At 38.3% G+C, this 23162-nt stretch carries 23 protein-coding genes; 10 read left to right on the top strand and 13 right to left on the bottom strand.

From position 1 onward, the window contains the following. Window positions 1-35: 35 nt before the first annotated feature. Both carA and eno read left to right on the top strand, forming a co-directional pair. Complete coding sequence (gene carA / locus VXM68_RS20030; RefSeq protein WP_294182735.1) at window positions 36-1136, top strand: glutamine-hydrolyzing carbamoyl-phosphate synthase small subunit; 1101 nt, start codon at window positions 36-38, stop codon at window positions 1134-1136. Between the two features lie 210 nt (window positions 1137-1346). Further along, window positions 1347-2642 (top strand): phosphopyruvate hydratase, encoded by a 1296-nt coding sequence (gene eno / locus VXM68_RS20025; RefSeq protein ID WP_293954666.1) that lies wholly within the window; start codon window positions 1347-1349, stop codon window positions 2640-2642. Between the two features lie 119 nt (window positions 2643-2761). Here the strand turns inward: eno and VXM68_RS20020 are convergent, their stop codons facing one another. Genes VXM68_RS20020 through VXM68_RS20005 form a run of 4 tightly spaced genes read right to left on the bottom strand, consistent with a single transcriptional unit; the run spans window position 2762 to window position 5489 of the window. Then, complete coding sequence (locus VXM68_RS20020; protein ID WP_367209798.1) at window positions 2762-3649, bottom strand: DUF72 domain-containing protein; 888 nt, start codon at window positions 3647-3649, stop codon at window positions 2762-2764. Between the two features lies 1 nt (window position 3650). Beyond that, a complete protein-coding gene (locus VXM68_RS20015) occupies window positions 3651-4337 on the bottom strand; it encodes a hypothetical protein (protein ID WP_367209797.1) in 687 nt (228 codons plus the stop codon). A 15-nt stretch (window positions 4338-4352) separates the two neighbouring features. Further along, entirely contained in the window at window positions 4353-4841 is a 489-nt protein-coding gene (locus VXM68_RS20010; RefSeq protein ID WP_367209796.1) for an MFS transporter, read from the bottom strand. Between the two features lie 6 nt (window positions 4842-4847). Continuing rightward, complete coding sequence (locus VXM68_RS20005; RefSeq protein ID WP_367209795.1) at window positions 4848-5489, bottom strand: YceH family protein; 642 nt, start codon at window positions 5487-5489, stop codon at window positions 4848-4850. A 178-nt stretch (window positions 5490-5667) separates the two neighbouring features. On the opposite strand from VXM68_RS20005, the gene VXM68_RS20000 reads away from it, so the two are divergent. The 3 genes from VXM68_RS20000 to VXM68_RS19990 are packed head-to-tail and all read left to right on the top strand — an operon-like array spanning window position 5668 to window position 8761. Continuing rightward, complete coding sequence (locus VXM68_RS20000) at window positions 5668-6594, top strand: histone deacetylase (RefSeq protein ID WP_293954674.1); 927 nt, start codon at window positions 5668-5670, stop codon at window positions 6592-6594. Window positions 6595-6603: 9 nt separating this feature from the next. Continuing rightward, on the top strand, window positions 6604-7662 hold the full coding sequence (locus VXM68_RS19995; protein WP_312362208.1) for a nucleoid-associated protein: 1059 nt from the start codon (window positions 6604-6606) through the stop codon (window positions 7660-7662). A 19-nt stretch (window positions 7663-7681) separates the two neighbouring features. Beyond that, window positions 7682-8761, top strand: coding sequence for a DUF3810 domain-containing protein (locus VXM68_RS19990; RefSeq protein ID WP_367209794.1), 1080 nt, complete (start codon window positions 7682-7684; stop codon window positions 8759-8761). A gap of 74 nt (window positions 8762-8835) precedes the next feature. On the opposite strand, the gene VXM68_RS19985 is transcribed toward VXM68_RS19990, so the two are convergent. Continuing rightward, window positions 8836-9471, bottom strand: coding sequence for a hypothetical protein (locus VXM68_RS19985; protein ID WP_294347015.1), 636 nt, complete (start codon window positions 9469-9471; stop codon window positions 8836-8838). A 56-nt stretch (window positions 9472-9527) separates the two neighbouring features. After that, entirely contained in the window at window positions 9528-10643 is a 1116-nt protein-coding gene (lpxB, locus tag VXM68_RS19980; protein WP_294347016.1) for a lipid-A-disaccharide synthase, read from the bottom strand. A 231-nt stretch (window positions 10644-10874) separates the two neighbouring features. On the opposite strand from lpxB, the gene VXM68_RS19975 reads away from it, so the two are divergent. Beyond that, complete coding sequence (locus VXM68_RS19975; protein WP_293954684.1) at window positions 10875-11180, top strand: septum formation initiator family protein; 306 nt, start codon at window positions 10875-10877, stop codon at window positions 11178-11180. A gap of 92 nt (window positions 11181-11272) precedes the next feature. Here the strand turns inward: VXM68_RS19975 and VXM68_RS19970 are convergent, their stop codons facing one another. Further along, window positions 11273-11986, bottom strand: a complete 714-nt coding sequence (locus VXM68_RS19970; RefSeq protein ID WP_367209793.1) for a DUF4397 domain-containing protein — start codon at window positions 11984-11986, stop codon at window positions 11273-11275. Between the two features lie 303 nt (window positions 11987-12289). Here VXM68_RS19970 and VXM68_RS19965 point away from each other — a divergent pair, with 303 nt between their 5' ends. Beyond that, a complete protein-coding gene (locus tag VXM68_RS19965; protein WP_293954688.1) occupies window positions 12290-12661 on the top strand; it encodes a DUF1232 domain-containing protein in 372 nt (123 codons plus the stop codon). A 52-nt stretch (window positions 12662-12713) separates the two neighbouring features. On the opposite strand, the gene purH is transcribed toward VXM68_RS19965, so the two are convergent. From purH to VXM68_RS19935, 6 genes are all read right to left on the bottom strand, one after another. After that, complete coding sequence (gene purH / locus VXM68_RS19960) at window positions 12714-14240, bottom strand: bifunctional phosphoribosylaminoimidazolecarboxamide formyltransferase/IMP cyclohydrolase (protein WP_294182721.1); 1527 nt, start codon at window positions 14238-14240, stop codon at window positions 12714-12716. A 112-nt stretch (window positions 14241-14352) separates the two neighbouring features. Next, window positions 14353-14991 (bottom strand): uridine kinase, encoded by a 639-nt coding sequence (locus VXM68_RS19955; RefSeq protein ID WP_293954692.1) that lies wholly within the window; start codon window positions 14989-14991, stop codon window positions 14353-14355. Window positions 14992-15023: 32 nt separating this feature from the next. Further along, a complete protein-coding gene (locus tag VXM68_RS19950) occupies window positions 15024-15947 on the bottom strand; it encodes a LysM peptidoglycan-binding domain-containing protein (protein WP_367209792.1) in 924 nt (307 codons plus the stop codon). 11 nt (window positions 15948-15958) lie between these two features. Continuing rightward, window positions 15959-16714, bottom strand: coding sequence for a hypothetical protein (locus VXM68_RS19945; protein WP_293954695.1), 756 nt, complete (start codon window positions 16712-16714; stop codon window positions 15959-15961). A 121-nt stretch (window positions 16715-16835) separates the two neighbouring features. Beyond that, window positions 16836-18428, bottom strand: coding sequence for a hypothetical protein (locus VXM68_RS19940; protein WP_367209791.1), 1593 nt, complete (start codon window positions 18426-18428; stop codon window positions 16836-16838). Window positions 18429-18500: 72 nt separating this feature from the next. Further along, complete coding sequence (locus VXM68_RS19935; RefSeq protein ID WP_367209790.1) at window positions 18501-19679, bottom strand: hypothetical protein; 1179 nt, start codon at window positions 19677-19679, stop codon at window positions 18501-18503. Between the two features lie 177 nt (window positions 19680-19856). Here VXM68_RS19935 and proS point away from each other — a divergent pair, with 177 nt between their 5' ends. The 3 genes from proS (at window position 19857) to agaR (ending at window position 23129) form a co-directional block, all read left to right on the top strand. Continuing rightward, window positions 19857-21329: a proline--tRNA ligase gene (gene proS, locus VXM68_RS19930; protein WP_293954701.1), complete on the top strand. Its 1473-nt coding sequence runs from the start codon at window positions 19857-19859 to the stop codon at window positions 21327-21329. An 11-nt stretch (window positions 21330-21340) separates the two neighbouring features. Continuing rightward, window positions 21341-22129 (top strand): GDP-L-fucose synthase, encoded by a 789-nt coding sequence (locus tag VXM68_RS19925; protein ID WP_294182717.1) that lies wholly within the window; start codon window positions 21341-21343, stop codon window positions 22127-22129. Window positions 22130-22367: 238 nt separating this feature from the next. Beyond that, the gene (agaR, locus tag VXM68_RS19920; protein ID WP_293954705.1) at window positions 22368-23129 is read left to right on the top strand and encodes a transcriptional repressor AgaR; all 762 of its coding nucleotides are present in this window, start codon (window positions 22368-22370) and stop codon (window positions 23127-23129) included. Window positions 23130-23162: the final 33 nt, after the last annotated feature.

Below are 23162 nucleotides of genomic sequence, written 5' to 3'. Positions count from 1 at the left end.
AGTAAGGATACACATTTTATAATATTACATCGATAATGACCAACTACAGCAAATTGCCTGCAATTTTAGTTTTAGAAGATGGTACAGTTTATCACGGTAAAGCCGCTGGTAAAATTGGTACGACTACTGGGGAAATCTGTTTCAATACGGGAACAACCGGTTATCAAGAGATTTTTACAGATCCATCTTATTTTGGACAAATCATGGTAACGACCAATGCCCATATTGGCAACTATGGTATTGATGAGGACGATACCGAATCAAATCACATTCAGATTGCGGGATTGGTTTGTAAGAATTACAACATCAACTATAGTCGTAAAATGGCTGATGAATCTATTCAAAGCTATTTTGAAGAGGGGAATTTAGTTGGTATTTCTGATGTGGATACGCGTTCTTTGGTAAGACATATACGGGATAAAGGAGCAATGAATGCAATAATTTCTTCCGAAACATTGGATGTGGAAGCATTAAAGCGTCAATTGGCGGAAGTTCCTTCAATGGATGGACTTGAGCTGTCATCAAAAGTAACAACAACAGAACCTTATTTCTTCGGTAATGAAAATGCTTCGTTGCGTGTAGCGGTTTTGGACTTGGGAATCAAGAAAAATATCTTGCGGAATTTTGAAGCTCGTGATGTATTTACGAAGGTATTTCCTGCGAAGACAACATTTGAAGAAATGGAACAATGGAATCCGGATGGTTACTTTATTTCCAATGGTCCTGGTGATCCAGCTCCGATGGATTATGCTATTGAGACAGTAAAAGCTATTTTGAACGCGAATAAACCAATGTTCGGCATTTGTTTAGGTCATCAGATCCTCGCATTGGCAAATGGTATCCGCACCAGTAAATTGCATAATGGACACCGTGGGATCAATCACCCCGTGAAGAATATCATTGCTAATCGTTGTGAAATTACGTCGCAAAACCATGGTTTTGGGGTTGTAGCTGAAGACATTGAAAACTCTGATCGCGTTGAGGTAACACATGTTAATTTGAACGATCAGTCTATTGAGGGGATCCGTATCAAAGGGCAAAAAGCATTCTCGGTGCAATATCACCCCGAATCATCACCGGGTCCTCATGACTCACGTTATTTATTTGATGATTTTGTAGCAATGATCAAAAACTAAAACGTCTAATATTATATAAAAACCCTTCATATTTTGAAGGGTTTTTTATTTAAGCCACCATATCAATTAGTCAAAATATGCACATTTTATTCAGAATAAATGGGGGAATAAATACATTTTTTGTTATATTTGGTTGTGGAAAATGTCTGTAGATAAGAGTGTGTCTTATCTACACTAAGTAATGAAAATAAATTATAGTCTAATAAAGAGATGAGTTTAATTATCGATGTTCATGCGCGTCAAATTTTGGATTCGCGCGGTAACCCTACAATCGAAGTAGATGTTACTACACAAAATGGTTTTGTTGGTCGTGCAGCTGTACCTTCAGGTGCTTCAACAGGTGTTCACGAAGCAGTTGAATTGCGCGATGGCGACAAGTCAACTTATTTGGGAAAAGGTGTTTTGAAAGCTGTTGAGAATGTAAATACTACAATTGCTAAAGCTTTAGAAGGTGTAGATGTTTTTGAACAAAATGCCATCGATAAAATCATGATTGATTTAGACGGTAGCGAAAATAAAGGTAATTTGGGTGCAAATGCAATTTTGGGTGTGTCATTAGCGGTTGCAAAGGCTGCTGCCCAAGAGTCACGCCAACCATTATACCGTTATATTGGCGGTGTAAATGCAAATACATTGCCTATCCCGATGATGAATATTATCAATGGCGGTTCTCACTCTGACGCACCTATCGCATTTCAGGAATTTATGATTATGCCTGTTGGCGCTCCATCGTTCTCTGAAGCTTTGCGTTGGGGTACTGAAGTTTTCCATACGTTGAAAAAAATATTACATGACAGAGGTCTTTCAACTGCAGTAGGTGACGAAGGTGGTTTTGCACCAACTTTTGAAGGTACTGAAGATGCTATTGAAACCGTACTCAAAGCGATTGAGATTGCTGGTTACAAGCCAGGTCAAGACATTTGTTTAGCATTGGATTGTGCTTCTTCTGAGTTCTACAAAGACGGTAAATACGATTATGCCAAGTTTGAAGGGGATAAAGGAGCTGTTCGTTCTAGTGAAGAACAAGCAAGTTATTTGGCTGAATTAACAGCTAAATACCCTATTATTTCTATCGAAGATGGTATGGCTGAAGATGATTGGGCTGGATGGAAAACATTGACTGATAAAATCGGTGACCACGTTCAATTAGTCGGTGATGATCTTTTTGTTACAAATACAAAACGTCTTCAACAAGGAATTGATACCCATACTGCAAATTCAATTTTAGTGAAAGTAAATCAAATCGGTTCATTGACTGAAACGATCAACGCAGTGACTTTAGCGCAAAATTCTGGATATACTTCTGTCATGTCGCACCGTTCGGGCGAGACTGAAGATTCTACTATCGCAGACTTAGCTGTAGCGTTAAACTGTGGTCAGATAAAAACAGGTTCTGCATCCCGTTCTGACCGTATGGCTAAATACAATCAATTGTTGCGTATCGAAGAAGAATTGGGTGGTAATGCCCGTTTTATCGGTAAAAACTTTAAATACGCTAAAAAGTAAGCAAAAGCTTGTTTTTAAATATTAAAGCCGAAGTAGCATATACTTCGGCTTTTTTTAGTAATGAATTTTTCAACGATTTTCTTGATGTTCAACTCATTTACGCTCGTGCTTTGTCTTAATTAAAACAGAGTATTGGGGATATTTTTATTTGGATGAGTCAGATCCAAGTTGAATGTTGTATTCAGTTTTTTAATAAAATGTGTCGCCAGTAATGGTGATTCTACCTCAATATTCTGATGGATAAAGAAATATAATTTTTGCAATCCGTTTTCCCGCCATAGTTTCAGAACATCAATCCATTGATCCAGTCGATCATAATCTGACGAGTGGTTGGCACCAACATAACGGATAAAAGCAGTAGGTGTGGTTAGACGCATATGCAGCATATCTCTTCGGCCTGCAGTATCGACCAGAACATTAGTCACATTGGTCTCTTCCAACAGCGCATATAGTTCTTTTGTGACATCAGGTTTTGAAAACCACTCTTTATTTCGGACTTCCAATGCCAGGGGGACTTCTTTTGGCCAGTCATGTAGGAATAGTTTTAAACGGGCCATATCCTTTGGGTTATAATTGTCGTGCATCTGTAGGAAAGCCATGCCCAGTTTTTCATCGAAATGAACGATAGCGTCTGTAAAAAGTTTTACCTTATCAGCAGTGTTTAACAATCGACTGAAATGACTAATAGATTGTGGAATCTTTGGAAAGAACTTGAAGTTGGCAGGTGTTTTATGTTTCCAAGTCTCTACCTGATCTATGCTAGGCGAATTGTAGAATGTAGCATTGAGTTCGATGCTGTTGAACTGTGTGGAGTAATATGCGAGTTCATCTTTTGTACCTCTTGGGTAAAAGCCCTTTAAATCTTGTTTATTCCATTTTGCGCAACCTACATAGACTTCAAAGGGCTTTTCATTTTTGAAATGCTGCAATAGGTTTAATGTTTCTGGTGGAGTTGGGGGAAGGGTAAAATCGATTTCCTCAGGATGTTCTACTTGACCGAATTTCATATCAGTTTTTTCTTAATTTATAATCAAATAATACATGAGCCAACAAGGCCAGAAGCGTATAGCACGTACCTACGAAAATAACGCCTGGCCATTGAAAATGTTGCCATGCCTGTGCAGCAAAAAAGGTGCCTGTTGATCCGCCGATAAAATAGCTGACCATATATACCGTATTGAGCCGGTTATTGGCGCCAAGGTTTAGCGCATAGAAATCACTTTGGTTTAGGATGTGCATGGATTGTAGGCCAAGATCAATCAAAATAACGCCGAAGATCAGTCCCCAATAATAATTACCAAAGAGGGCAAATAACAACCAGCTCAATAACATTAATAGAATAGCATACAAGATAATTTTTGCTTTACTTATGTATACGGTCAGTTTGTTGACGAAAGCAGCGGCTAGTGCGCCGCTTGCGCCTACGAGGCCAAATGCTCCGGCGGTTGCCGGGCCATCGAAGAAAGGTGGGGCTGCAAGGTGGAACACAAGTGTTGTAAAGAATGCAGAAAAAGCGCCAAAGCCCATGGCTCCACGGAATGCAGCTAATTGCAGTACAGGCTGTTTCTTGGCAAAGTCCCAGACCGAACGCATCAATTCGCTATAGGTACCTTTAAAATTAGGCATCACTTCAGGTAACCTGATGGCTATGGCTATGGCCGTAACGATCATGATCGCTGCGGCGATCCAGTACATTTCACGCCACCCGAATTAAGAACCGATAAATCCGCTTAAAACCCGCGAAAGTAATATGCCGATCAGCAGACCCGACATGACCATTCCTATGGCCGAAGCCTGCTTTTCTTTCTGCGCAAGTTCCGCAGCCATAGGAACAAAAACCTGAGGAATAACCGAAGTAAAACCTATCAAAAAGCTGAATATTAAAATCGATAAAATTGAGGTAGAAATAGCCATGCCGATTAAGGAAAAGATAATAAAAACGAAGTCGATCAAGATCATTTTCTTTCGTTTGAACATATCTCCTAAAGGAACAATCAGTAAGAGACCACATGCATATCCGATTTGAGTCAACATAGCTGAATTGCTCACCGTAGCCTCATCAACATGGAGATCTTTAGCAATCAAGCCTAGTAAGGGCTGATTGTAATAATTGTTGGCGACAACCAAACCAGTGGCAATGGTCATAAGCAACAAGGTTGCTTTCGGTAATTCTTTTTTTGAATCTATTGTTTGCAACATGGGTAATTAATGTAATTCATCCCAAAGATCCTGAAACTTCAGTTTCAACACTGCCACTTCTTCCTCCAATTGAGCTACTCGATCTAATAAGACCTGGTCATTTGAGGCGCTGCCCACGGAACCGCTAGTTTCATCAACTTCAAGATTGATTTCTCCCAATAAATGAATATAACGGACTTCTTTATGTCCTATTTGTTTCGGTAAAGATTTAATGTAACCTTCTTGGGCTAATTTTTCCAATTGTGCATTGATTTCGCTCAACGACTCAAATTCATACAATCTTCCCGAGTTTGAGTTGATTTCACCTGCGGTCATTGTTCCCCTAAGCAGCAATAAACAAATAATGGATAATTCAGAAGGCACGAGTGGAAACTGGATGGCAAAATTGTGTTTATACTTCGTGACACGTGATCCGCCACCTATAACAGTAGCGATCAACCCCTTTTTCTTCAATACATCCAGTGTAGCAACAATATCTTCTTCTGTATACTGTACAACTGGCTTACGGGAAGTTTTTTGATTACAAGCAGCTTGCAAGCTGTTGATGGTCATCGGGTAATATTCAGGGGTAACTCTCGATTTTTCGATTAGTGAGCCTAGCACACGTTGTTCCATGGCAGACAATCGGGGCAAATTAGTTGTTTCCATTTATTTTCAATACTAAAAATTTATGATCGAGTACAAGTATGCTGTTATGGTCTAATAACAATGGCTTACCGGTTGTTCTGTCTCAAAGATGCCCTTTTTCTCATATAACTCCAAAGATCCAATCGATATTGTTGAAACAAATTGGTACGGGTTATGTATTTAGATTTCTTATATTCGCATGAGTAATATAAGATTTAAGGTGCTTAAGATAGCTTTTCGTCCAGAATTTGTCCACCCCCTAAAAGAAGGGCATCGTTTTCCGATGTTGAAATATGAGCTCATTCCTCTACAGTTAAAACATGAAGGGATGGCGGATGAGTCTAATTTTTTCAGTCCTGAACTTGCCAGTTTTGAATCCTGCTGTCTGGTGCATGATCCGGTATATGTAAGGCAGTTGTTTGAGCTTACACTGGATTCCAAAATGGTCCGTAGAATAGGTTTTCCTTTGAGCCAAAGTCTTATTGACAGAGAGCGCTATATTCTCGATGGAACAATCCAAAGTGCAAATTATGCCCGGGCGTATGGGGTAGCATTTAGTATTGCCGGAGGGACCCATCATGCTGGTTATGATTTTGGGGAAGGCTTTTGTTTGATGAATGATCAGGCAACTGCAGCCGGGTATCTACTGAAGCAGCAATATGCCAGTCGTATTCTCATCATTGATCTGGATGTACATCAAGGTAATGGTACCGCGCATATTTTTAAGGGGCATCAGCAGGTATTTACATTTTCGATGCATGGCGAGAAAAATTATCCCTTTATCAAACAGCGCTCGCATCTGGATATAGGCTTATTTGATGATATCTCGGATGCAGAATATCTTGGTGTATTGGAAGATAACTTAGCGGATATATTCAGAAACTTTGAGCCTGACTTTGTTTTCTACCAAGCTGGAGTGGATATTTTAGAAACAGATAAGCTGGGAAAGTTAAATTTAAGTATTAGCGCCTGTCGTCGAAGAGACGAACTTGTCTTTCAGATGTGTTATAAAAATGGCATCCCTGTACAGGTAAGTATGGGAGGAGGTTATTCTCCCGAAATTAAAGATATTGTCAATGCACACTGTCAGACTTTTAAGATAGCAATAGATTTATATAATTTATAAGATAAAAATATGTTTTTTCACCAAGATGCAACTTTTGAAGCGTTATCTATTCATCGCGTGGGCAATAAGACCCAGGATGAATTTTATATTTTGTCAGATGCACCCGTTTCTCTTGCGGACGATGAAGTACTCCCAGGGCTATTGATGCAGTATTTTATGAGTCCCTTTGCTAAGGTGAATGAAGTATATCGTCTGTATCATCCCAATGAAGAATTAGAGCTGAATGAGATTTTCTATTTTGTAAGACAGTATTTCAAGAATCAGCTTCCATTTCATGATTTTTCTCAACAAATTTCAAAACACCTGTATGAAGTTTCCAATCATCCTAAAATCAAAGCAGGTGAGGTGTATATCGTAGCATTGAAGAACGTTCAGATCGAAGGGGAAGAACATGATGCCATCGGTATATTCAAATCGGAGAATAAAGAAACCTATCTGAAAGTATATCCAGAGCAAGGCGCATTTTTGTTGGAGTATGAACAAGAAGCAATTAATATTAATAAACTCGACAAAGGCTGTATTATTATCAACGTAGAAGAGGAAGAAGGATATAAGGTATTGGTGCTTGACCAGACAAATAAGCAGCAGGAGGCAGTTTACTGGAAGGATGATTTTCTTCAACTGCGCGTGCGCAATGATAATTTTAACCAAACAGGCAATTATTTGAAAGTTTATAAGAATTTTGTGGAGGAAAAATTGGATGAGACCTTTGAATTGGAAAAAGCGGACAAGATTGATCTGTTAAATAAATCCATGAACTACTTTAAGCAAAAGGAAACATTTGTACAAGAAGAGTTTGAGGAGGAAGTGCTAGGTAATCCGCAAGCAATTGCTTTATTCCAAGATTTTAAAGCTGGTTTTGAGGATGAATTTGACTCGCCATTTCAGGAAAATTTTGAAATAGCAGATAAAGCTGTAAAAAAAATGGAATCTTCTTATAAGTCTGTTTTAAAACTCGATAAGAATTTTCATATCTATGTTCATGGTAAACGTGAATATCTAGAGAAAGGTTATGATGAGGATAAGGGTATGAATTTCTATAAGGTTTATTTTGAGAACGAAAGTTAATCGTTTTAAAAAGTATTGAATGGAAAAGCGGGATAAAATAGCGGTTTTTACTTTTTTCGCTCTCCTTATTGTCACTTTAATTTTCTCTGCGATCGAGAAAAATAGTCAATGGATTGAGGTATTTTATGCACAGGGACTCTATCAATTTTATAGTCAAGTGCCGAGGTTTGTTTTTGGTTATATTCCCTTTAGTCTAGGCGATCTCTTCTATGTCGCAGTTGTCGTGTTTTTTATCTATTTAGCTGCAAAATTAATTGGAAACTTATGGAAAAGAAGATGGCAAAGTTTTGTTCGTTTAGTATTGTCCATGATCAATTTGTTATTCGGACTCTATTGTTTCTTTTACCTATCTTGGGGGCTCAACTATTACCGTCAGCCAATCAGCACAAACGTACAGCTGCAAGTCGATAGCTTAAGACTAGCCGATTATCTAATGGTATTGAATGATTTTTTAGATAGTACAAATACATTACGTGAACATGTAAATCCATCGCAGTGGGAAGAGCGTAAAGAGGTTATTCAAGAAGAGTTGACCACGTGGATCAAAAATGATACAACGTTTGCGGATTTTTTATCAACAGATCAAATTGGCGCAAAATCACCAATTAATAGCCGTATAATTTCTTTTTTTGGAGTGTCGGGCTATTTTAATCCATTTACCCACGAAGCTCAAGTGAATAAAGCCATGCCGGCAACCTTTCTACCGTTTACTACTGTGCATGAACTTGCTCACCAGCAAGGCATCGGTTTTGAAGATGAGGCAAATTTTATTGCTTTCGTCCGCTTACAGCATCATCCTCAAGCCTTTTACCGATATTCAGCCTATCTACAGACTTCCCTATATATGCTGCGTGAGCTTCAGGGCATGTATCCTGCATTATGGAAAGATTATAAAGGGCGGTTAAGTGTAAAGGTATTGAGAGACTTAGAAAGAGAAAGAAAATTTTGGAGTACATATACTGGATGGGTCGACGATGTCATGGGATTGTTTTATAACCAATACCTAAAACACAATAATCAGCAAGAAGGAATGGCCCGATATGATCGGATGACCCGGCTGGTATTGGCCAATGAGCTTAAAGCAAGAGGGTGTAGGTAGTAGGATGTGGATTATATATAAAAAAAGCCGTATTAAAAAAGAATACGGCTTTTTTTATGATTTTAACTTTATTGTTATTGGGTTGAAATTAGTTCAAATGTTCCTTCTGTACCGGGGCTCCCAGAGAAAATTTGCCCTTGGGGCAGTCCTCTTAATCCGGTGGGTGCGGTTTTAATCCGGTCGTAAATATTTCTTAAGTCCGAATTTGCATTGACTGCACGTCCACCTGCCACTACATCTGCATAAATATAATTTGTCGCTTTCTTGTCTGTTGTTTGAGGTTTAAGGCTTCCGTTTGTTAAGGTGACTTTAACTTTTCCTCCATTTCCATTTGGAAAAGTTTTGGTTCCATTGAAAGCGTCATCTCCTTTTGCAATGATATATAGGGACCCTAATTTTTGAAAATTAGCCTTGATGTCAAAATTAGTTCCGTTATTCTTCCCATCAGTTCCATGGATAGTTGCTTTGTTTCCAATTTCAGCATAACCAATGCTGAGCTTAACATTTTTCTTACCATAGAAAGAAAAAGTAGAGTTATCCTTCATGATCAAGGTATCGATGTGTATAGCGACAGTAGAATCTCTATTATCGATATTTTTTTTTGACTTTTTACCAATTTCTAATTTAGAAATATGTTGCACTTCCTGTGCTTTACCTGTTAAGATCATTGCAAAACAAAGAAAAAAGCCTAGAATAATTTTATATTTCATAACCCTTTTAATTAATAGTGACTACTTATGGTTTGACAAATGAAAGGGAAAAGAGTTTAAATTTTAGCGAGATATTTTACAATCAATTTGGCCGTTTTCTCTGAAGCCCCAGGGGAGCCAAGTTTTTCAGCAAGGATATCGTAGTTTTCCATCACACTTGCGCGATGCACTTTGTTATTGATCAATTCACCCACTTCATAGGAAATATCGTATGCAGTGCAGTCGTCTTGAATCAATTCTCTTACAGATAAAAAGTTATTGATTAGATTTACGAGCGAGATAAATTTGACTTTGACGAGGAGTTTAGCTATCCATACAGATAGTGGGTTAGCTTTATAGACAACTACCTGAGGCACTTTCAAAATACCTGTTTCCAGCGTAGCAGTTCCACTCGTAACGACTGCGGCTTCTGCGTTATTGAGAATATCGTAAGTTTGATTGAAAATTACGGGAATATCAATACCTTTAAAAAACTGCCTGTAGAACGCTTCATCAAAATTAGGAGCACCTGCAATTACAAATTGATGAACAGGAAAAAAGAACGGAAGTTCGGCCATTATAGGCAGCAAATTAGTGATTTCCATTTCCCGGCTTCCAGGCAAAAGGGCGATGAGTGGTTTTTCTGAAAAACCATTTTCTGCCCTGAAATTGGAATTGAATTGGTAGTTTGAAATCGCATCTAATAGTGGGTTTCCAACATAATCTACGGGCATGCGCCATCTTTTGTAAAAATCCACCTCAAAAGGCAGAATGCAAAACATGTGATCGACTATGCGTTTGATTTTCTTTACACGACCCTGATTCCAGGCCCATACTTTAGGGGAAATATAATAACAGGTTTTAATTCCATGTTTTTTTGCAAAATCAGCAATTTTCAAATTGAAGCCAGGGAAATCGATCAGAATGACAGTATCTGGTCTTTCGTTTAATAGATCATTTTTAACTTGATTGAGGTTCCTTGATATCTTTGGCAGATTTTTTATAACTTCTATAAAGCCCATAAAAGCCATTTGCGAAGTATGGATTAATGGTTTTCTTCCTGCCTCTTCCTGCATTAGATTTCCTCCAACAATTTGAAAAGTTGCATCAGGATCTTCAATTTTTAATGCTTTAATAAGGTTTGCGCCGTGTAAGTCTCCTGAAGTTTCACCTGCTATAAGATAGTATTTCATATGTCAATGATTTATTCTTTAATCATCCTATCGAATATACCATTCTATTATAAAATCGGGTATAGTTTTAAAATGGATATTCCCTTGAAATGATCGTTTTTCAACTGTTAAAGATAAGATTATTCTAGGGATATGATGAATTTGCCTTTATTATTCCATATCTTTAATCAAAGATGGTGAACTTGTAAAGAAAAAATCTTGAGTATAAAAGCTAAATAGTATTTTTGCCTTATGCAACGATTGTGGTATTTAATAAGAAATAAGTATTTGTTAGCCGCTTTGGCTTTTTTGGTGTGGATGTTATTTTTTGATAGAAATGACTTTGCCACACAGTACAGTTATCAAAAACAGAAAGCGAACCTGGAGAGTGAGCGCTCTTTCTACCTTAAGGAAAATGCGGCAATCATTAAAACAATTAACGATATTCGATCCAATCCGCAGGAAGTACAACGTATTGCCCGTGAGAAGTATAAGATGAAAAAAGATAATGAGGATATTTATGTTATTTCTAAAGTGCCACCTAAAGAAAATCCTTAATAACTAAAAAGTATATTCAAAACATAAAAAGCAAGCGGCCATCACATTTACACGATGGCCGCCGTTATAAAAAGTGTATAGATGTGGGTATTTTAATTCGCTGCTTGAGCTACTAAACCAATATATAATGGTTTGTTTTCATCATTTGCCTTACCGATGAGTATTAAAGAATAATAATAGCCTTCAGCCAATTTAATTTCGTTCCGGGTCGCGATTGTTTTTCCTGCTTTGTCACGTGCTGTAACAGTAAATGTTCCACTTTTTTGCGCAATAAATCCCTGATTCGCGTTTGCCGAGTTCTGTGTTTCTTTAGCTCTATTTGTCCATTCTGAGGGGGAAGTCTCACTGCCAATCTGAAGGGTTACCTGATCCGTTCCCTCAGCAAGATTAAAGAAACGTAAACCGGATTCGGTGTTTTTAATTTGCTTGTTGATTCTGTCTGTCGTGATTATCTGTACCGGTTTTGATTTTGTTCCAAATAGAAAGGATGTATATATCGTACTGTCTTTTACAGTAATTGTTGTATCTGTTAAGATACCGTTGTATTCAGAGGAAACAGCTATTTTTCGAGCTCCGGTGAATAGTCCAACGATTGGCCTATAGCTTTTAAATTCCATGGGATAATTTGGGTTTTGTAAAGCCCCGCCATCCGCATAATAGACGACAGCATTAGCGTCGCTGTAGCCATTAACCATGGTAAAGAGCGCCATAGGAATTTTTTGGTCATCATTATCTTTCAGACAGCTTGAAAGCAAGAATGTCGCTAGAACAATGGAGATAAAATTGAATAATCTATAGTTTTTCATAACTGTGTAACATTAAATTTTTTGTTGTATAGAACACATTGCGCTTGTGTTGTCTATTATACGCACATTGAACATAGTTTGCTACAGCTCTGGCTATAAAAATAATAAATTTGAGTGTAGCTGTTATTTAATCCAAGGTGCATCGGCTATTCCAAGTGTAAAATGGTTCGTATATCAGCTTGATAGTACATGTTTGCGGTATCATATTTTCACAGTAGTGCAAATAATTTGGTCGTCCTGATTGCGCGTGAGTCAACTGAAAAGTGATTTGCATTATTTATTTAGTAATCCTAATTTTGGGTTATGAACAGTAGAATTAAGAATATTGCAACAGGTCTGTTTGAGCGCTTTAGACAACGTAAAATTACGGAGGAGGAGTTATCACAGGCGGAATCTAAGGCAAAAAACCTAGGTAGCTATGTTGGCGATTTTAAATTACTGATTGCGATGTGTAAAGATGCAATCACAGGTAAGTTTAAGATGAACAACTGGAATCTATCCATCATCATCGGAACGATCATTTATGTGATTTCTCCGATAGATGCGATCCCTGATTTTATTGCTGTTGGCGGCTGGATCGATGATGTTGCCATCGTAGCTTATGCCATCCGTAAGTTGTCGGAGGAGATAGAACGCTATAAGTTCGAAAGATTGAACGTTGAAATAAATAATTAATAAAAAAGCTACTTTGTACAAAGTAGCTTTTTTATTAATTGTTGAAGTCTGCTTAGTGCTTAAAGTGTCTAACTCCCGTTGTCACCATTGAAATTCCTTTTTCATTGGCCATATCTATCGACAACTGGTCCTTGATTGAACCGCCGGGTTGCAATACGGTTGCAATACCTGCTTCCGAAGCGATTTCAACACAATCAGGGAAAGGGAAGAAGGCATCTGATGCCATCGCACATCCTTTAAGATCAAAACCAAAAGAAACCGCTTTCTCAATAGCTTGTTTTAATGCGTCTACACGAGATGTTTGACCTACTCCAGAAGCTAATAAAGTGCCATTTTTGGCAAACACGATTGTATTTGACTTGGTATGTTTAACGATTTTGTTCGCAAAGTATAGGTCTTGAAGTTGTTCGTCAGTAGGTTCTACTTTCGTTACAGTAACCATTTGCTCTGCATTTTCAATTGTTTTGTCTTTATCTTGTAGAATAACGCCGTTCAACAGTGTTTTGAACTGTTGACTAGGTAGTGTAACCTCTTTACGAACAAGAATAATTCTATTCTTTTTCGCGGTAAGTATTGCGATAGCTTCCTCCGAATAAGAAGGTGCGATCAATACTTCGAAGAATAATTTATTAATTTCTTCAGCTGTTGAAGCATCTACTTGACCGTTTGTTATTAAAACTCCACCAAACGCTGAAACAGGATCACAAGCCAATGCGTCTAACCAGGCTTGTTTGATCGTTGGTCTGGAGGCAACTCCACACGCATTTGTATGTTTTAGAATGGCAAATGTAGGTTCTGTAAACTCATCAATTAAATCGACCGCAGCATCAACGTCAACAAGATTGTTATAAGATAACTCTTTGCCGCTTAATTTATCAAACATGTTATCTAAATCGCCAAAGAAAACGCCTTTTTGGTGAGGATTTTCACCATAGCGCAGGACTTGGGCTTTTTGTTCAGATTGCTTAAAAACTTGAAGTGGGTTTTCTTGATTGAAGTAGTTGAAGATTGCCGTATCGTAATGCGACGATGTATTGAATGCGCGTTTGGCAAATTCTTTACGTTGTTCTAGCGAAGTGTTACCTTCTTGATTTGCAAGTATTTCTTCCAATGCTTGGTAATCATTTTTGGAAGAGATAATTACTACATCGTTAAAGTTCTTAGCCGCCGCACGGATCAGAGAAATTCCACCTATATCAATTTTTTCGATAATATCTTGTTCGGATGCACCAGAAGCAACTGTTTCTTCAAATGGGTACAAATCCACAATAACCAAATCGATCTCAGGTATCTCGTATTGGGCAAGCTGCTGTTGGTCAGACGCAAGGGGGCGGCGAGCCAAAATACCTCCAAACACTTTTGGATGCAAAGTTTTTACACGACCACCTAAAATAGAAGGATAGCTCGTGAGTTCTTCCACTGGAACAACATCTATACCTAAATCTTTTATAAATGTTTCTGTTCCGCCAGTGGAGTAGAAGGTAACACCGTATTTGTTTAATAATTCAACTAAAGGAGCTAGGCCGTCTTTATAATAGACTGAAACCAAAGCATTTTTAATCTTTACAGGATGGTTCATTATGATGGATTTGTTTCGTGGCGCAAAGATAGGTATTTAAAATCTTGATATCAATAAATCAACTACTTTAAAAATGAAGGAGAATCTATTTGATAGCTTCTCCTTCGTAATTTTATACCAAATTGAGCTTTAACTTTAGCTCTTCAGAAATTTGATTGGTGATCTCCCATATTGGTTCTGGCTCATCGGTATTATTGAATATGACCTGATCGCAAGTATCTTGATAGGGTAATAGATACTCGTTATAAGATGGGAGTACATGGTTCACCCATTTGTACATCACATCGTCTTCAAAGTAGCCCCTTTCAACCAAATCGCGGTGTAGGCGTCGTCTCAATGCGATATCCTGATCGGCGCTTAAAAATATCTTATGATTGATTAAATCATTAATTTCTGTATAATAGAAAATGAATAAGCCTTCGATAATTAAAATCGGAGCCGGTTTAATCTCTAGAATTTTTGGTGTTAGGGCAGGATTGTTAAAGGTATACTCTTCCTTATGTATTGTTTCACCGTTAAAAAGTGCTTTGATATCTTTGTAAAAAGCTTGTCTGTCGATTGATGTTGGAATATCGAAGTTATAGAGCCTATTTTCCTCCTGAGTTTTGGTATTGGCAGGGATGTAATAATCATCTTGGGAAATTAAGGTGACCTCACTAGGCTTGAAATGTTTTAAAAAACTATTCAAGAAAAAAGTCTTTCCAGAGCCACTACTACCGGCAATTCCTAGGACATACGGTTTGTTATTCATTTGTATTGTGCTGTAAAAGCTATTTGATTGTGTTAATTTTCTAGCGGTAATCCATACGCAATTTCCACTTGGAAGCGTTTATCTAATGCTCCTATACTTGCGGCAGCTGATTTTGACAACACGACAATTGCATTTTGGTTCTCGGCATTATCATTAAATTTTCCCACTACTTTTGCATATGTTACGCTTTTCGTCATCGGATTGGTAATTTTTAGAATAGTGCCTACTGGAGCCGACTTGTGTAGCGCGAGGTTACTGGTGCCCTGAGATGAAAGTCCATCAATCCACACACCAATACCACGTTCTGATTTCTCACGAATTCCATAACGGTTTGTTGAAATTTGATTTTCTTCTTTGTTATCATCGTCTGTGGAGTCGGGGCTTACAATTTCGATTCCTTTAGGCTCTACTAATTTTGGTCTTTCCGGTGGGAGCGGTTGATTGGGGATCATGAGTTTCATTCCACCACTAATAATATTATTTTTTAAATTGTTCGCTTTTTTGATATCTTCAACAGAGATACTAAACCTTTTGGATATCGCGTAAAGTGTTTCTTTTTCACCAACAATGTATTCCGTAAAACCCTCTTGCTGCTGCGGATTACGCAGATTTAGCGCTGCCGGATTGCTACGGTCGTTAGTAATGACAGGTTTCGCTTTTCGACCGGTCGGAATCTTAACGATCTGACCAAGGTTTAGCGTACCATTACCATTTATTTGAGTCAATTGTCCTACCGTTATTTTATACTTCTTACTTAGCTGGTAGTAATTGTCTCCTTTTTCAATTTTGAATAGTATAAATTCTTCACCATTAATCACCTCATTTCCGATTGAATCGGGAATAGAATAAGTAGATAAAGATATTGAATTTTTCGCTTCAACGTGTTGAATAGCTACTACCGCGATGGATAGCATAGCTATTTTTTTATATGTCTTTAATTCGAATAAAACTTTCATATATTTTGCAATTATACTAAATACGAAACAAACTCCCGTTTATTATCTGTCAAAAGGAATATTTGTCTGTGAATAAGAAAATAAATGTTGAAGAGCTTTAATTCCAGTCCCGAAACCGCAAGGATAGACTCTATTAACATTTCTCTTGTCGATTGAACTAACCTGATTTGATAACGATTATTTTTTTGTTTTTCATAGAAAGCCCAAATAAAGTAGTCATTTACGCTATTTATCCAGATATCACCATCAATAGGGAAGTCCTTCAAAAATAGGGGTATTTCACCATTATAGATAATTGGATAGACGAGCTCACTGGTATAAGGTTTAATGGTAATCAAATTTTTGCTTTCAATTGACATCGACTGAATATTCAAAAACAATTGTTGGCCCTGCGCTACCGTTTTGGGCCTAATGAGCAATCCTTGATCAACCAGACTGATGAAAACGTAATTAAACCAGGTTTCTTGATACTGTGGGTTGTAGCAATCGATTACCTGTATCCCAGCATCGATCGGTGAATTATTGGAAATCTTCTTTAGTATTAATTTTTTACATTGGATTCCACCAAGTACCCATTCTCTGGTGATTGCCTTGAAGTCTTGCAGGACGTAAGTTCCTTCAAAAGTGATGACGTTGAAATAAGGGAATGTATCTTCTGGATTTCTTGTTTCTATGGCGATCAATTTATTTTTTGCATCGACTTCTATGCGCCAAATTGGGTATGTAAAAATGAGATTGAGAGCTTTTGAAATTTCCTGATTTGCCATGTGATTTAAATCCAAGGGGACAAACTTAGATAAAGTATGAGTTAAATGCAAAAATAATTGCTAATGGACGTGGCAAAAAAAAGTCCAGACAACGCTGGACTTTCCTGAAGAAAAATATATCTTAAAATTTTGAACCAATTGTTAGTATAACATTTGTTCGTTGGTTTTTTATATCTGCAGCTGGACTTGCAGCGTTCCAATAATTTTCGTCAATAGTATAAGGGCTTTCTTTGTAATTGATAGCATTGTAAGTTCCTGTCAAATCAATATACATGCCACGGCCGAGTTTTGCACCGATGCCTAGCGAGGCTGTATAGTTTGTATAATCTGCATTTTTATAAGGGTTACCACTATAATTAAAGCCAGCTCTTCCACTAAAGACATTATCTAACAAAACTTCACCACCGATCCTGGCATTAAATGCGCCTTGATAGGTATCTTTGATGTTTTGATTCATGTTTTTTTCTAATGTTTTGCTATAGTTACCTACATCTCTAAAACGCATAGCAGCATAATCCACCCACTCCACATCTGCGGTTAATAATCCTCTTGAAAAAATTTGGCTTGCACCCACAGCTAATTTATAAGGTGTATTCATATTGTACTCCAGGTAACTATGTCCTGCGTCATCGCTGGTTCGGTACTCTTTAAATGACTTATCTTCATTAGGTCTGAAATAACGAAATTCTGAATTACTATATGATTCATCCCTGATGCTCATAAATGTTGGCGATTTCGCCGTAAATCCCATGCTGAAAGTAGGCGTGAACTTGTATATGACCCCAAGTTTAAAATCTACACCAGTACCATCCGTTGCTTGCGCATAATCGTCGTATAATTCGTAATCTTTATCCAACATAGCATACTTCTGGGCATTGGTTGGTTTTAAAAACTCTGAATCTTTGTTGATCGCTTTTAATTGGTCGGCTGTCATTGTTTGACCATATTCAGTAAACCAACTTGAGTTGTCATAACTAAACGCTGTAAAGCCTAGAGCAGCTCCGAGATATAGCCTGTTGCTATAGTTTGCTCCAAAAGACAGGACCGATTCAGATTTGCTTCCCTTTTCTAAGATGGAATTGACTTGATTGAACCCATTCTTTCCATCGTAAGTTCCGCCAACCGTAGTCGGTATATATGATCCAGCTTTTTTAGGATCTACGTCGAATAATAGTGAATTACCATAAACTTCCTGTCCCCAGCCATTCATTCCGTCAGGTGACGATAGCCGGTCGGAATAGGCATCCGTAATTGAGCTTGTGTTATTAACACCATTATATTGTGATAAATTGTTGTAGATATTGTTGCGGTTATAGGCAATACCCACATTAAAATTTAACCAGCCTCTATCTAAATTTCCACCATTTCGGTATGTTGGGAGGTGAAAAACAATACCCGCGTTATCGAGATTGAAATTATTCTTACTGCTGTTTGAATTTTGACCAAAATAGTCGGTTTTATTTTTGTTGTTAAGGTATCTGGCTGTTACTGATACGTCAGATTGATTAAAGTACCCCAAACCCGCCGGGTTGCTAGTAATCGAACTTATATCTCCACCTAATGCGGTAGATGCGTTTCCCATGGCTTTAAAACGAGCTGTTCCCCCATTATCCCCTTGGGAGAATAAAAGTACATCTTTCGTATATTGCGCTTGGGAAGTCCCTGCTGCACCTAAAACGAATGCAGTTCCAAAAAGTAGTTTTTTGATTGTCATATGCTGAAATATCATCAATAATAAAGTAGTAGCACACAACAAGGTGTATGCTACTATTCAAAATGCCTTTAATTAGCGAGTACGGCCTCCGCTTGATCTTGAGCTACCTCCTCCTGAGAAACCTCCACCCGAAGATCTTGAGCTTCCGCCTCCAGAAAAGCCTCCACTAGAGCGGGATGAACCACTATCATAACTTCTAGTTGGTGGCGTATAAGATGGTCTAGATGTCGAACTTGGGTTGCTTGAACGTGTGTCCATAGACCGACTCATTGGACGTGATACTTCACCAGAATTGTTTCTAGTTCTCGAACCGTTATTATAGTAACCATTTGTGCTTCTAGTACTATTTTGATAAGAACCATTTACTCTGTTCGATGTTCTTGAGCGTGTGCCATCCGAGTAAGCTCTGTTTGATACACCATCAGACGTTCTCGTTCTGCTTCCTGATCTATCAAAAGAAGAACTGCGTGTTACGGAACCGTCAGAAGTTCTTGACCTGTTGGAAACAGATGTGATACGGCCTCTAGAATCACGAGCTACCCCAGTACGATCGTATCCTCCAGAATTTCTAGCTACACTGTTGCGGTCATATCCTCCCGAAGTGCGGGATCTTGATGATGAACTACGCGTATTAAAGTTGTCTCTATAAACTGATCTACTTGAAGCATAACGTGGTCTTGAGTTGCCCCAGTAGCCACCACCCCAATAACCATTTCCATACCAGCCGGATCCCCAGTAGCCTCCACCGTACCAGCCACCCCAAGGTCTATAACCACCATACCATGGCGATCCCCAGCCCCAGCTCGATCCCCATCCGAGACCAATTGACCAAGACGAACCCCATCCAGAGTTCCATCCCCATTCCATTCCGAATGATGGACCGTATCCGTACCATCCTCCAAATCCATAACCATACCATGGATCAAAAAATGGGTCGAAGTAGGTCATACCTGGACTAGCGTAATAAAAACGGTTGATCCGATTGGCATATTCGAGATCTTCATAAGAATCACTATTGTAATCCTGATCAGAATATTCATCCTCATAGTAGCCGCCTTGAGCCTGTCCATTTGGTTCGGACTGATCAGCGTCTGTGTAATAGTAATCTGGGCTTTGGTAAACCTTTTGTCTAGCCCGCCCGTTATTGCCGTAGACATCGTCGCCATAAATTTGCCTACTTGTACCGCAGGAACCTAAAATGAACGCTCCTGTTATGGCAAGTGCTCCGATAAATAATCTATTTTTTTTCATAATATCCTAAATCGTTATTTTCGATTATACAGCCTTATTTACTATCTTAGACGCAAATTTCTCGAGGTGGTTTAATCGAAGTAATCAAAAATACAAATATTTTTTTTGAACGCTTTTCGCATTGGAATGACAGACGGGATTTGAGGTAATAATGTTACAATAATTTATCAATCACATATGAGTAAAGGAATAACAAGTCGTGCAGAAGATTATTCGCAATGGTATAATGAGCTTGTAATCAAAGCTGATCTGGCTGAAAATTCAGCTGTACGAGGATGTATGGTGATCAAGCCGTACGGATATGCTATCTGGGAAAGAATGCAGGCAATCTTAGACAAAAGATTTAAAGAGACTGGTCATAGCAACGCTTATTTCCCTTTATTCATTCCCAAATCGTTTTTTTCTAAAGAAGCAGCGCATGTGGAAGGTTTTGCTACAGAGTGCGCCGTGGTTACCCACTATAGGTTAAAGAACGATGGTACAGGTAAGATCGTCGTAGACGAAGAGGCGAAATTGGAGGAAGAGTTGATCGTGCGTCCAACTTCAGAAACGATTATATGGAATACTTATCGCGGATGGATTGAATCGTATCGTGATCTCCCTATTTTGGTCAATCAATGGGCAAATGTGGTGCGTTGGGAAATGCGAACACGTCTTTTCTTACGTACCGCTGAGTTTTTATGGCAGGAGGGGCATACTGCACATGCCACAAAAGAGGAAGCTATTGCGGAAACAGAACGTATGCTTGATGTATATGCTGAATTTGCAGAAAAGATTTTAGCTGTTCCCGTTGTCCGTGGAAGGAAAACAGAAAATGAACGTTTTGCGGGGGCATTGGATACCTATTGTATTGAGGCATTGATGCAAGATGGTAAAGCATTGCAAGCAGGGACATCCCATTTTCTTGGCCAAAACTTTGCCAAGGCATTTGATGTGAAATTTACGTCTAAAGAAGGCAAGTTAGAACATGTATGGGCAACTTCGTGGGGTGTTTCTACCCGACTCATGGGCGCATTGATTATGGCCCACTCCGACGATCAAGGGTTGGTATTGCCACCGAAATTGGCCCCGATTCAGGTTGTGATTGTTCCGATTTTTAAGACTGAGGAAGAAAAGGCGCAAATTGATGTATTTGTGAATCAGTTAACCACTGAACTGCGGGTGAAAGATATTTCGGTAAAATATGATGATCGCGATACACAGCGTCCGGGTTTTAAATTTGCTGAATGGGAATTAAAGGGAGTACCTGTTCGCGTCGCTGTCGGTGGAAGAGATATGCAAAATGGTACAGTAGAATTGGCCCGTCGTGATACACAAACGAAAGAAACTGTTGCTCAAGAGGGCCTAGCCAGTACGATTAGTACGTTATTGGATACAATACAAGAAAATATCTATCAAAAAGCATTGAATTTCAGAACTTCTCATTATACGGAAGTAAATTCTTATGAAGAATTTAAAGAAGTACTGGAAGGTAAAGGTGGCTTTATCTCCTGTCACTGGGATGGGACTACAGAAACGGAAAAGCGTGTAAAAGAAGAAACTAAAGCAACAATTCGTTGTATTCCTTTGGATGCAAAGGATGAGCAAGGGGTTTGTATATTTACCGGCAAACCTTCCAGTAGGCGTGTGCTTTTTGCTAAAGCTTATTAATTGTTTGCAATATGAGGATACTCATTTTAGGATGTGGTTGGCTTGGAGAGTCTTTTGCGGTATACATGAAGCATCAAGGCCATGAGATCTGGGCAAGCACAACAACAGATGAAAAATACCATCGGCTAAAAGCTGAGGGTATTTTTTCTTTTATGCTTGATTTTGATGGAGAAAGTTTTCCGGAAGAGGCTGGTATACCCATTCAATTTGACTTCGTGTTAAATAGTATACCAGCAAGTCAGAAAAATAGCACAGAAATGCTTGATAATAGATTTTCTAATATCAAGCAATTTTTTAGCCGGATTAGTTGGCAAGCGCATGTTTTTTTAAGTTCTACTGGAATTTATCCGGCTAAAGATGTGGTGTTTGATGAATCTTTTACGAATAAGGCTGAGCTTGCACCAAAGCTCTTGATGGCTGAAGAGTATATGTTGGAATTGGCCAATACCGTTGTTTATCGTTTAGGAGGCCTATTTGGTAAGAATCGTGTCTTTGCAAAATATTTCTCTGAGCGTATCTGTACCACTGGAGAGCAGCCTGCTAATTTTGTTCATATTGAGGATGTTGTCGCTCTGCTGGAAGCGACCACTAACCGCACACTGAAACATACCGTTTATAATGTTGTTGCTCCCTTACATCCTAAGAAAAAAGATGTCATTCTTGCTTCTGCAAAAAAATATGGTTATGCTTTGCCTCTCGCGTTCGAAGCAGCTGAAACGACTCAGAAAATAGTGAGCGGAGAATTACTGCAAGAAGAGCTGGACTATCAATTTGTTTTACCTGACCCATTGCAGTTTTAGTCTGATCTTTCTTTTTTTAAATGAAAAAGAAATTTTGATTGTCTGGGTGGAGAAAATTAAATAAATTGATTAATTTAACCTTAGTCCTTGTGAAGCAAATTCATTTACGTTAAATTCACTTAAAAGGTCTTATACGCTGAAATTTGTCGATAGCCACGGATCATTTTCAGATATCAGGATTTCCTTTAAACAAACCGAGTAACATATTTATTATTTTAACAGCTTATTATATAAAGCCATGACAAATGTAGAGAGACATCAATATATCTTAAAACAATTAAAAGAAGTCGGCGTAGTTCAAGTCATTGATCTGTGTGAAGAATTGGGAGTTTCTTCTGTAACTATTCGGAAGGATTTGACTTTGTTGGAAGATAGTGGATTGTTGTTTAGAACGCATGGCGGGGCGACACAATATAATCCGTATACGACTGACCGTACTGTATTCGAAAAAGAGAAACTTCGTTCGGATGATAAAAGCAGGATTGGCAAGAAAGCAGCTGAGCTGATTGAGGAAAACGACTCTATCATTATAGCTTCTGGCACGACGATGCAGTCGCTTGCCAAGCAGATTGTTCCAAAAGGCAATATCACTGTAGTAACTTCGGCATTGAATGTTGCTATGGAGTTAATAAAATATCCTTCCGTTGAAATTATGCAGCTGGGAGGGACGCTTCGCAAGACATCTACTTCGGTAACAGGGAAATATGCTGAAAATTTGTTAAAAGATTTTTATTGTAGCAAATTGTTTTTGGGAGTTGATGGTATCGATTTGGAATATGGTGTGTCAACTTCAAGCGCTCAGGAAGCACAATTAAATCGAATTATGATCGATACTGCTCAAAAAGTGGTGGTGCTTGCAGATTCTTCTAAATTTGGTCGGCGAAGCTTTGGGAGAATTTGTGGTTTTGAAAAAATTGATATGCTAATTACAGATGATAAGGTTAATGCAAGTTTTATAGAATCATTGGAAAAAGCTGGTGTAAACGTGATTGTTGTTTAATACGAATTGAGTTCAACACCATTCTGATTTTTT

Source organism: Sphingobacterium sp. R2 (assembly GCF_040760075.1).
In the GTDB taxonomy this organism is placed as follows: domain Bacteria; phylum Bacteroidota; class Bacteroidia; order Sphingobacteriales; family Sphingobacteriaceae; genus Sphingobacterium.
Note: the sequence above shows the minus strand (reverse complement) of the source record. Positions and strands in the feature narration are given on the sequence as shown.

Bases quoted from the DNA above. Each gene is read 5' to 3' on its own strand.
- carA (WP_294182735.1), top strand. From the start codon at position 36: ATGACCAACTACAGCAAATTGCCTGCAATTTTAGTTTTAGAAGATGGT.
- eno (WP_293954666.1), top strand. From the start codon at position 1,347: ATGAGTTTAATTATCGATGTTCATGCGCGTCAAATTTTGGATTCGCGC.
- VXM68_RS20020 (WP_367209798.1), bottom strand. From the start codon at position 3,649: ATGAAATTCGGTCAAGTAGAACATCCTGAGGAAATCGATTTTACCCTT.
- VXM68_RS20015 (WP_367209797.1), bottom strand. From the start codon at position 4,337: ATGTACTGGATCGCCGCAGCGATCATGATCGTTACGGCCATAGCCATA.
- VXM68_RS20010 (WP_367209796.1), bottom strand. From the start codon at position 4,841: ATGTTGCAAACAATAGATTCAAAAAAAGAATTACCGAAAGCAACCTTG.
- VXM68_RS20005 (WP_367209795.1), bottom strand. From the start codon at position 5,489: ATGGAAACAACTAATTTGCCCCGATTGTCTGCCATGGAACAACGTGTG.
- VXM68_RS20000 (WP_293954674.1), top strand. From the start codon at position 5,668: ATGAGTAATATAAGATTTAAGGTGCTTAAGATAGCTTTTCGTCCAGAA.
- VXM68_RS19995 (WP_312362208.1), top strand. From the start codon at position 6,604: ATGTTTTTTCACCAAGATGCAACTTTTGAAGCGTTATCTATTCATCGC.
- VXM68_RS19990 (WP_367209794.1), top strand. From the start codon at position 7,682: ATGGAAAAGCGGGATAAAATAGCGGTTTTTACTTTTTTCGCTCTCCTT.
- VXM68_RS19985 (WP_294347015.1), bottom strand. From the start codon at position 9,471: ATGAAATATAAAATTATTCTAGGCTTTTTTCTTTGTTTTGCAATGATC.
- lpxB (WP_294347016.1), bottom strand. From the start codon at position 10,643: ATGAAATACTATCTTATAGCAGGTGAAACTTCAGGAGACTTACACGGC.
- VXM68_RS19975 (WP_293954684.1), top strand. From the start codon at position 10,875: ATGCAACGATTGTGGTATTTAATAAGAAATAAGTATTTGTTAGCCGCT.
- VXM68_RS19970 (WP_367209793.1), bottom strand. From the start codon at position 11,986: ATGAAAAACTATAGATTATTCAATTTTATCTCCATTGTTCTAGCGACA.
- VXM68_RS19965 (WP_293954688.1), top strand. From the start codon at position 12,290: ATGAACAGTAGAATTAAGAATATTGCAACAGGTCTGTTTGAGCGCTTT.
- purH (WP_294182721.1), bottom strand. From the start codon at position 14,240: ATGAACCATCCTGTAAAGATTAAAAATGCTTTGGTTTCAGTCTATTAT.
- VXM68_RS19955 (WP_293954692.1), bottom strand. From the start codon at position 14,991: ATGAATAACAAACCGTATGTCCTAGGAATTGCCGGTAGTAGTGGCTCT.
- VXM68_RS19950 (WP_367209792.1), bottom strand. From the start codon at position 15,947: ATGAAAGTTTTATTCGAATTAAAGACATATAAAAAAATAGCTATGCTA.
- VXM68_RS19945 (WP_293954695.1), bottom strand. From the start codon at position 16,714: ATGGCAAATCAGGAAATTTCAAAAGCTCTCAATCTCATTTTTACATAC.
- VXM68_RS19940 (WP_367209791.1), bottom strand. From the start codon at position 18,428: ATGACAATCAAAAAACTACTTTTTGGAACTGCATTCGTTTTAGGTGCA.
- VXM68_RS19935 (WP_367209790.1), bottom strand. From the start codon at position 19,679: ATGAAAAAAAATAGATTATTTATCGGAGCACTTGCCATAACAGGAGCG.
- proS (WP_293954701.1), top strand. From the start codon at position 19,857: ATGAGTAAAGGAATAACAAGTCGTGCAGAAGATTATTCGCAATGGTAT.
- VXM68_RS19925 (WP_294182717.1), top strand. From the start codon at position 21,341: ATGAGGATACTCATTTTAGGATGTGGTTGGCTTGGAGAGTCTTTTGCG.
- agaR (WP_293954705.1), top strand. From the start codon at position 22,368: ATGACAAATGTAGAGAGACATCAATATATCTTAAAACAATTAAAAGAA.